Annotated in this window: 7 protein-coding genes; 2 read left to right on the forward strand and 5 right to left on the reverse strand. The window is 51.1% G+C overall.

Annotated features, from left to right (window positions below; all coding sequences use genetic code 11):
• Position 1 precedes the first annotated feature (1 nt).
• From OMQ46_RS16510 to OMQ46_RS16520, 3 genes are all read right to left on the reverse strand, one after another.
• Positions 2-514, reverse strand: coding sequence for a sigma-70 family RNA polymerase sigma factor (locus tag OMQ46_RS16510; protein WP_266238616.1), 513 nt, complete (start codon positions 512-514; stop codon positions 2-4).
• An 88-nt stretch (positions 515-602) separates the two neighbouring features.
• On the reverse strand, positions 603-2,180 hold the full coding sequence (locus tag OMQ46_RS16515; protein WP_266238618.1) for a peptide chain release factor 3: 1,578 nt from the start codon (positions 2,178-2,180) through the stop codon (positions 603-605).
• Positions 2,181-2,276: 96 nt separating this feature from the next.
• Positions 2,277-4,577: an FdhF/YdeP family oxidoreductase gene (locus OMQ46_RS16520; protein ID WP_266238620.1), complete on the reverse strand. Its 2,301-nt coding sequence runs from the start codon at positions 4,575-4,577 to the stop codon at positions 2,277-2,279.
• Between the two features lie 379 nt (positions 4,578-4,956).
• Here OMQ46_RS16520 and OMQ46_RS16525 point away from each other — a divergent pair, with 379 nt between their 5' ends.
• Both OMQ46_RS16525 and OMQ46_RS16530 read left to right on the forward strand, forming a co-directional pair.
• Positions 4,957-5,475: a MarR family winged helix-turn-helix transcriptional regulator gene (locus OMQ46_RS16525; RefSeq protein WP_266238621.1), complete on the forward strand. Its 519-nt coding sequence runs from the start codon at positions 4,957-4,959 to the stop codon at positions 5,473-5,475.
• Complete coding sequence (locus OMQ46_RS16530; RefSeq protein ID WP_266238622.1) at positions 5,472-6,665, forward strand: multidrug effflux MFS transporter; 1,194 nt, start codon at positions 5,472-5,474, stop codon at positions 6,663-6,665. The genes OMQ46_RS16525 and OMQ46_RS16530 overlap by 4 nt, the downstream gene beginning before the upstream one ends.
• 1 nt (position 6,666) lies before the next feature.
• Here the strand turns inward: OMQ46_RS16530 and OMQ46_RS16535 are convergent, their stop codons facing one another.
• Complete coding sequence (locus tag OMQ46_RS16535; protein WP_266238623.1) at positions 6,667-7,443, reverse strand: ATP-binding protein; 777 nt, start codon at positions 7,441-7,443, stop codon at positions 6,667-6,669.
• A 179-nt stretch (positions 7,444-7,622) separates the two neighbouring features.
• Positions 7,623-9,225 (reverse strand): ShlB/FhaC/HecB family hemolysin secretion/activation protein (locus OMQ46_RS16540; protein WP_266238624.1); only part of this gene is annotated, 1,603 nt, incomplete at its 5' end.

Here is a 9,225-nt window from a genome sequence, read left to right on the forward strand (position 1 = left end):
ACTATTGGGGTGAAACGGCGAAAAAGCAGTGTGTGATTGCCTGCAGCAGATAGCGCTTGACAGTGGACAACGAGATGTTCAGCTTGTCGGCAATTTGCTGCTGCTTCAGGCCATCAAGTTGCGAATATAAAAAAGCTTGTTTTACCACCAACGGTAAGCCCTGTAATTTTTCACTGATAGCGAGCAGACTCTCAACCACGATTGCACGCTCTTCTTCAGAGGGCAGTTCCGGCTCAGGGAGAGTCTGGATCGCCTCAAGATAGGCTGACTCTATAGACTGCCGCCGCCAGTAGTTGGCGACACTGCGTCTCGCCAGCGTGGTGAGATAAGCACGGGGCTCATTTATCTTACTTACTGCGTCGCCTGCGAGGATTTTAACGAATATGTCGTGCGCGATATCCGCAGCAGATTCCGACGAGTTCAATCTGGTTCGAAGCCACGCAAATAACCAGCCGTGATGACTCTGATAGATTTCACCCAAAAGCTGCTTGTCTTTTTGCTGGTGTATAGCCATACGAATCTGAACTGAGATACTTAATGATAATCATTATCATATAACAGCTATCAATCATGTGGCAAATAGCGACTCAGTTCACGCTGAGTTACAGGTGCTCTCTGGTTGAGCGGAAATCAATATCCGGCCAGCGCTCCATCGTCAGATCCAGATTGACTCGGGTCGGTGCGATATAAGTCAGGTTGCCGGCACCATCATAGGCGAGGTTGGTGGAGGCTTTTTTCTTGAACTCTTCCAGCTTGCGTTCATCATCGCAGTAAACCCAGCGTGCGGTGTGTACCTGCACCGGTTCATAGGCACATTCAACGTTGTACTCACCCTTGAGCCTGTGCACCACGACATCAAACTGCAGTACACCGACCGCGCCCAGAATCAGATCATTGTTGTCGATTGGCCGGAACAACTGGGTGGCGCCCTCTTCACTGAGCTGCTGCAGGCCTTTCAACAGTGCCTTGTTTTTCATCGGGTCTTTCAGACGAACCCGACGGAACAGTTCCGGTGCGAAATAAGGGATACCAGTGAACTGCAGATCTTCGCCCTGGGTGAAGGTATCGCCAATCTGAATCGTGCCGTGATTGTGCAGGCCCAGAATATCACCGGGCCAGGCTTCTTCAGCCTGTTCACGTTCGGCTGCCATAAAAGTCACGGCGTTGGCGATGGTCACATCCTTACCAATGCGGGTTTGATGCAATTTCATACCTTTGCTGTACTTGCCCGAGCAGACGCGCATAAAAGCAATCCGGTCGCGGTGTTTGGGGTCCATATTGGCCTGAATCTTAAACACAAAACCGCTGAATTTTTCTTCATCCGCAGCGACTTCGCGGCTCTTTGTCTCACGTGGCTGAGGTGCCGGGGCGTATTCAACAAAGGAATCCATCAATTCGGTCACACCGAAATTATTCATCGCCGAACCAAAAAATACCGGTGTCAGTTTACCGGCCAGGAATTCATCCAGATCAAACTCATGGCTGGCGCCGCGAACCAGTTCAATTTCTTCGCGCAGATCTTCAGCCATGCTGCCAAACAGCTCATCAAGACGAGGATTATCCAGCCCCTGGATGATTTCACCCGCTTCTTTGCTGTGCGGCTGAAACAGATGCACACTATCGTTGAGCAGATGAAAAATACCTTTAAAGCCTTTACCCATGCCAATCGGCCAGGTGATCGGCGCACACTGGATATTAAGAATGGTTTCGACTTCGTCCAGCAACTCAATCGGTTCACGCCCTTCCCGGTCCAGCTTATTGATAAAGGTCAGGATGGGCGTATCACGCAAGCGGCAGACTTCCATCAGTTTGATGGTGCGTTCCTCAACACCCTTGGCGCTGTCGATGACCATCAAAGCCGAATCAACGGCGGTCAAGGTACGGTAAGTATCTTCGGAAAAGTCAGCGTGACCGGGCGTGTCCAGCAGGTTGACGATGCGGCCGTTATAGGGAAACTGCATCACAGACGAAGTGACCGAGATGCCCCGCTCTTTTTCCATCTCCATCCAGTCCGAGGTCGCGTGTTTATCAGTTTTACGGGATTTAACACTGCCTGCCATCTGAATTGCGCCACCGAAATAGAGTAGTTTTTCAGTCAACGTGGTTTTACCGGCGTCTGGATGCGAGATGATCGCAAAGGTGCGACGTTGACTGGCAGCTTGTTGAACGGGACTGGACATAGAATAAGGGCTCTGAATTAAAAACGGTCTGCCGACCCAGGCCGGCAAACCGTGTATTTTCGCGCATATTGCGGGCTGAAACAATCAGCCCAATAATCAGGCGACCTCAGCCTCGCGGCTGGCCTGCAGCTTGATCGCGATAAATTTCGAGGTGGGCGTGAAGGTTTTATCACCGACGCTGTCCAGCGGCACCAGCGGATTAGTCTCCGGATAATAGGCGGCTGCCTGCCCTTCAGGAATATCGTAACTTAGAAGCGTAAAGCCATTCACCCGGCGCTCTTTGCCATCGCCCCAGAGAGAAATCAGATCGACTTTCTGCCCCGGTTCCAGACCCAGCTTGCGGATATCGGCCTCGTTGGCAAATACCACATCACGCATGCCGTACACGCCACGGTAACGGTCATTCATGCTGTAAACAGTGGTGTTGTACTGATCGTGCGAGCGCATGGTCTGAAGAATCAGATCCGGCTTATCGCCTTTGGCGGTGATATCGGCATGAATCAGATGGCTTGGTAAAGCATTCGCCTTGAAGTTGGCTTTACTACTATCGGTGTACCAGATCCGATCCCGGGCATTGTTACCCAGATAAAAACCACCTGGCAGGTCAACCCGCTCATTAAAATTGGCAAACCCGGGGATAGTGTCATCGATCAAGTCGCGGATGCGGCTGTAATCTTCCACCAGCCAGTTCCAGTCAACAGGGTGTTTGCCCAGTGTCGCTTCGGCCACGCCGGCGATAATCGCTGATTCCGATTTAAGCAGTGGCGAAAACGGCTTCAACTGACCATAAGAGATATGCACCATGCTGAAAGTGTCTTCCACCGTGATCCCCTGCTTACCGCTTTTCTGATAATCAATTTCAGTACGACCGATGCAGGGCAGAATCAGCGCCTGTTTCCCGGTAATCAGATGACTACGGTTCAGCTTGGTTGAGACATGCACCGTCAGTTCACAGTTTTTCATCGCCGCATAGGTACGCGGTGTATCCGGTGCGGCCTGTACAAAGTTACCACCCAGCCCGAAGAAGACCTTGGCCTCTCCCGCTTCCATCGCGGCAATCGCTTTAACGGTGGTATGGCCATGCTCTCTGGGCACTTTGAATTCAAATCGTTTTTCCAACGCATCTAATAATGACTCAGGCGGCTGCTCATCAATGCCCATGGTGCGGTCACCCTGCACGTTGCTGTGACCACGCACCGGTGACAGGCCGGCACCGGGCTTACCGAGGTTGCCGCACAATAATTGCAGATTAATGATTTCCTGAACCGTTGCCACTGAATGCAGATGCTGGGTGACGCCCATTGCCCAGCACATAATGACGCGTTCAGCCTTACGGTACATATTGGCCGCGAGTTCAATATCCTGACGGCTCAGTCCGGACTGCGCTTCAATCTGTTCCCAACTGGTGTTGTCGACTTCAGCCAGATAGTCATCCAGGCCATCGGTATGTTCGGCAATAAATTCATGATCAAACACCGCCGGTTTATCACTGGCCTGGGCTTCACGTTCCCATTGCAACAGGAATTTGACCATGCCGCGGATCGCCGCCATATCACCGCCCAGTGCAGGGCGGAAATAGGCACTGGTGGTCGGTTCGGACTCATTGGTCAGCATTTCCAGCGGGTTTTGAGGATGCTGGAAACGCTCCAGCCCCCGCTCTTTCAGCGGGTTAAAGCAAACGACCTGGGCACCACGCTGCACTGCCTCACGCAGAGGTTCCAGCATACGTGGGTGATTGGTGCCCGGATTCTGGCCAATGACAAAAATCGCATCAGCTTCTGCGAAGTCTTCAAAAGTCACGGTGCCTTTACCGACGCCCAGGCTTTCGGTCATACCGATGCCGCTGGCTTCATGGCACATATTGGAACAATCAGGGAAGTTGTTGGTGCCAAACGCACGTACGAATAACTGATACAGAAATGCAGCTTCGTTACTGGCACGACCGGAGGTATAAAACTCCGCTTGATTAGGCGACTCCAGCGCTTTCAAATGCTGGGCCACAATCTCGAAAGCCTGCTTCCAGGTGACCGGTTCGTAATGATCAGTTTCCGGGTTATAGCGCATCGGATGAGTAATGCGTCCCTGAGATTCCAGCCACCAGTCATTCTGTTCCAATAACTGGGTGTTACTGTGCGCCTTGAAAAAGGCTGGGTCCACACGGCGGCTGGTTGCCTCCCAGTTGACCGCCTTGGCACCATTCTCACAGAACTTGATGAAATGTTTTTCCGGTGTTTCGCCCCAGGCACAACCCGGGCAGTCCAGCCCGTGATCCTGGTTGGTTTTGAGCATGGCACGGATGTTTTTCATCGCGTTTTTACTGCCCAACCAGTTACGGGTCACACTGACAAGAGCCCCCCAGCCCGCGGCGGGTCCGTTGTACGGCTTGTAATGACTCACAGGAATCTTTTCTCCAACACAGCGCATTGCAGGCACAACATTTCCCGCCGACTGAGCAGATTCAGCAAAGCATGGGCGGCGTTGGCCTGATAATTATCAAATTTGAGAGATCAGAACGGCATGTTCTGCGTGATGAAACAGACTCTCACCTGTCATCCTTCTGATCGTTGCGATCGATACATATTATAAGTTTGTCATCAACGAACATCAATATGAACAACAGTGCAAAATCGATACATCGCTTTATTTCGTTAGCTAATCTTTTTTTATTTAAGGCAATTTAAATCAGTTTATTACTGACACATACCTTTATATAAAGATTGTTATTGTAAAGCTAAATAGTTAGACTGAAATAAGCTTTTAACAGATAAAAATCATCATGAGAAAAATCAACGCACCCGATGCGGTCGATATCATCAGCGAGCAGTGGCAGGCAAAGGGTCTGAAGACTGATTTGAACGCGATGCAGGTCGTTGCCCGCATCTTAAGAATAAGCAAGGCATTGGAAACCCGGTTTGGGCATTTACATAAGCGCTTTAATCTCAAACAGGGAGAGTTTGATGTGCTCGCTGCATTAAAACGCGCAGATGCAAAAGCGCTGACGCCCTCGGAACTCTATCAGAGCATGCTGCTTAGCTCCGGCGCGATGACCAGCCGCCTGGATAGACTGGAAAAAAAAGGGCTGATTAGCCGCTCTCACTGCACTCAGGACAGACGAAGCATCAAAGTGTCTCTGACATCGGAAGGCAAAGCATTGATTAATGAGGTGGCTCCAGCCCATTTTGAGTTACTTAGCAAACTGATGGCAAGCTTCAGTGATCATGACAAAACGCAGCTTGCCCAGTTGCTTAAAGGCTGTCTTTTACAAATTGAATCTCAGGCGGATAGCACTGAATGAATTCATCCCGACCCGATATTCGATCACTGATTCTGTTTCTCGCCGCGCTGACGGCGATGACGCCGCTCGCTATAGATGCCTATCTGCCGGCTATGCCCGAGATGTCGGCCTATTTCAATGTCAGCATTCATGATACGGAGCTTTCTTTAAGCCTGTTTCTGGCCGGTTTTGCTATCGGTCAGATTGTAGGGGGGCCTTTTTCCGATCACTTCGGCCGCCGTGCGGCAACAGGCAGTGGGATCAGCCTGTTCTGCCTGGGCACCCTGGGCATTATTTTCAGCCCCACTATGGAATGGGTCTGGGCATGTCGGCTTATTGAAGCTTTTGGTGGCGGTCTTGCCGTCGTCAACTCGGCTGCGGTGATTCGTGATCTCAGTAAAGGTCAGGAAAGTGCCCGTCATCTCTCCAATATGGCCATTATCATGATGCTGGCACCGTTACTGGCACCGCTGATTGGTATGCTCCTGTTACACCTGAGCGGCTGGCGGCTGATTTTTGACTTCCTGCTGGTTTACGGGCTGGTGATTGGCAGCACCCTGTTTTTCAAGTTACCGGAAACCCGTCTCATCGTCAGCGATCGGCCCAGCGCCTTCCGGCGCTACCGGATGGTGCTCGGCAACCGCTGTGCGGTCGGTTTTATCTTTTCACAGTGCTTTGCCCTGGGTGGCATGTTTGCTTTTATCACTGGCTCACCCGCCGTTTATATGAGCTACTTCGGTGTCAGTGAAACGGTATACCCCTTCCTGTTCGGCATCAATGTCATCGCGATGATGTTTTTCAACCGGCTTAACCTGCGTCTGCTTCATCAATACAGGCCTCAACAGCTCCTAAGCGTGGGACAGGTGGGTCAACTGCTGACCGCTACTGTATTGTTGCTTTACATCAGCTTCAGTGAGTCGCCGTCACTATATCTTGTGGTACCGCTGATGATTGGTTTTATCGGGATTATGGGGCTAATCGTCTCCAATGCCACGTCCAGCACGGTAGAGTATTTCCCAACCAACAGTGCCACCGCAACAGCGCTGCTGGGTGCGTCCGGCTTTGCTACCGGTGCAGTCAGTGGCTCATTAGTCGGCATTCTGGGTGACGGCACAGCATGGCCGATGGCAGTGGTGATGTTCAGCTGTGCACTGCTGGCCCCGCTACTTCGTATCCTGATGCAGTATCGTCCGACTGAGAGCCAAGCCTGAACTAACTGCTGATTCTGGCCCTGTAATATTGATAGAACTGTTTTGCCGTTCGGCCGCTGTGACTCCCTCGCCCCATCGCATAGAGACGTGCGGCCTCATGGAGTTGTTGTTGATCCAGTTTGAAATCAGCAAACAGCGATTCCACAATAGCAAAATAATTCTCCCAGTTGGCTGGATAAAACGAGAGATTCAGACCGAATCGATCAGACAAGGCAAGCTTGTCTTCCAGACTGTCGGCATAATGCACTTCGCCATCGACCAGACCGCTTAACTGATTTTCAGACTGCTTTTCAGGCAGCAAATGACGGCGATTGGAAGTCGCATAAAGCCGAACATGCTCGGGCGGCAATTCGAGTCCACCTTCAAGCAGGGTTTTCAATGGCTTGTAACTTGATTCACCTTCCTCGAATGACAGATCGTCACATAAAACCACAAAACGAAACTGTTCATCGGCCTCTTCCAGCGAGTCAAGGATTTCCGGGAGATAGGCAAGATCATCCTTGTCGACCTGTACCATTCTCAATCCCCGCTGAGCCAGTTCGTTCAACACCGCTTTGATCAATGAGGATTTACCCGTGCCGCGAGCCCCCCAAAGCATTGCATGGTTGCTGGTTTTGCCCTCGACAAAATGCAGCGTATTATCCAGCAAGGCCTGCTTTTGTTTATCGATACCTTTCAGCTCATTCAGCCGGATCGGGTCCAGACGCTCAACCGGTTTCAGTTTCTGACTATGGCTACGCCAAACCGCAGCACAATATTGATGCCAGTCAACTCGCATAGCTACCTCATGCATGAATCACAATGCATTAGGATAGCATTGCCGCTTGAAATTTAAGCGGCTCATACGTCATCAGTGAAAAATCTCAGGCTTGATCTGCTGCTTCAGATAACCCTGAGACAGCCTGAAAACCTGAGTAAGCCGCTTCCCTTGGGGTAAAGTGCAATACGATCAGCACGCTAAAACTGCCAGCGCAGTTTGAGATTATAGATAGGACTTCTGTCGCCGCTCTCAAAATGCGCATCACCCAGCGGTTTGGCATATTCCAGCCCTAATGTGTACGACTTCGCATCAGTAATATCAACACCTAGAGCCGCTGATACCAGCTCCTGCTCTCGATCACTGGCCCGCAACCTGGTCCGTGCTGCATCAAAAACCACATAGGGCTCTATACGCTTGATCAGTTGGGCTGGTACAGGCTTAAGGTAGCGAACTTCAAACTCGCCGGCCAGGCCTTCATCGCCCTGAGCCTGACCATCAGGGTATCCGCGCCCATAACGCGGGCCGCCGTAACGGACCTGCTCTGCAGAAGGCAAAATATCATCAGACCAGAACAGGTTGGCTTTACTCTGAAAACGCCATTGGGGGCTCAACATGTATCGCCATAAACCATCCAGCCGCATGGCGCTGAAGTGCACAGTCTCACTACCCGAGCGTATGCCGCTGCTATCACTGATCGTGTTCCTGTTGCTACCCAGTTCAATTCCCTGCTTGATGCTGCCGGCTAATCTGATAATTTGACGCGTGAATTGTCTGGTCCAAACGGTATTAAGCTCGACGGCTGAGTAACGCAGTGCCTTTTCAATCTGTACGGGATTACCCTGACCATCCTCACGACGTAATTGATACAGCGCATCCTCATCCAGATACTGTAGATTCGTCCCCAACCACCATGATGATTGCTTGGATAACAGCAGAGGATATTTCACCCCGGCGCGCAGCGTGTCCCTTTGCTTGGTTTCCTGATAGTTCAGCGGTATATCTGCAACAAAGATGCGATCATCGCCTTCGCTTTCAAAGCGATTGGCTGAAAGCATCAGTCTTAATCCATCATCGCCAAGATCCTGTTCGTAATTCAGCGCGTAATAAGCGTCGATCGTGTTATTAGGCAGTAAGGTCGTCAGTGTCAGCTTGTCACCGTGGGTGGTCAGGGAATTGAAAGTGACCCCGGGCAACAATCTCAGCGCTTCCTCTTTACTGTCATCGAAGCCCAATGAGGTTTCAAACCAGTCAGCATTGACCTCCTCAACCCTTACCGTGGTACCACCACCCACCGTTTTAGGCTTGGGCACCCTGATTTTGAACCTGTAGCCGGGCGTCGCTTCAATGAGACTGACATAACGCTCAAACGTCTCCGTACGAAGTGGTTTCTCGTTTTGCATCTGCGCCGCCAACCGGGACACTCTTGCTCTGACATCCTCATCTTCGATCACAATTTCCTGTCTGGCTATATACCCTTCTACCAGAACAATGGTGAGAAGGCCGCTGGCGGTGTCTTGCTTTGGCAGAAATGCAAATGACAGTGCATAGCCAGCGTTTTTATAGCTGGCTGTTATCAATCGCAGTACCGCCACAATCTCTGCTTTGGTGACAGCTTGACCAATTAGTGGCTGTACCATTTGAGCCAGTTCTTCCAGGGGAAAGACCGTCCCGCCCTGGAACTGCACTTTTTCGACACGGACTGTTGCCACCTGTTTTGCTGTACTTAATGACTCGCCCGCAGGTAAATCAACCGCTGACTTTTCTTTGTCAATAAATTCCAGCTCTTGCTCTTCAACGATA

The organism is Methylophaga sp. OBS1 (assembly GCF_026319365.1).

Bases quoted from the DNA above. Each gene is read 5' to 3' on its own strand.
- OMQ46_RS16510 (WP_266238616.1), bottom strand. From the start codon at position 514: ATGGCTATACACCAGCAAAAAGACAAGCAGCTTTTGGGTGAAATCTAT.
- OMQ46_RS16515 (WP_266238618.1), bottom strand. From the start codon at position 2,180: ATGTCCAGTCCCGTTCAACAAGCTGCCAGTCAACGTCGCACCTTTGCG.
- OMQ46_RS16525 (WP_266238621.1), top strand. From the start codon at position 4,957: ATGAGAAAAATCAACGCACCCGATGCGGTCGATATCATCAGCGAGCAG.
- OMQ46_RS16530 (WP_266238622.1), top strand. From the start codon at position 5,472: ATGAATTCATCCCGACCCGATATTCGATCACTGATTCTGTTTCTCGCC.
- OMQ46_RS16535 (WP_266238623.1), bottom strand. From the start codon at position 7,443: ATGCGAGTTGACTGGCATCAATATTGTGCTGCGGTTTGGCGTAGCCAT.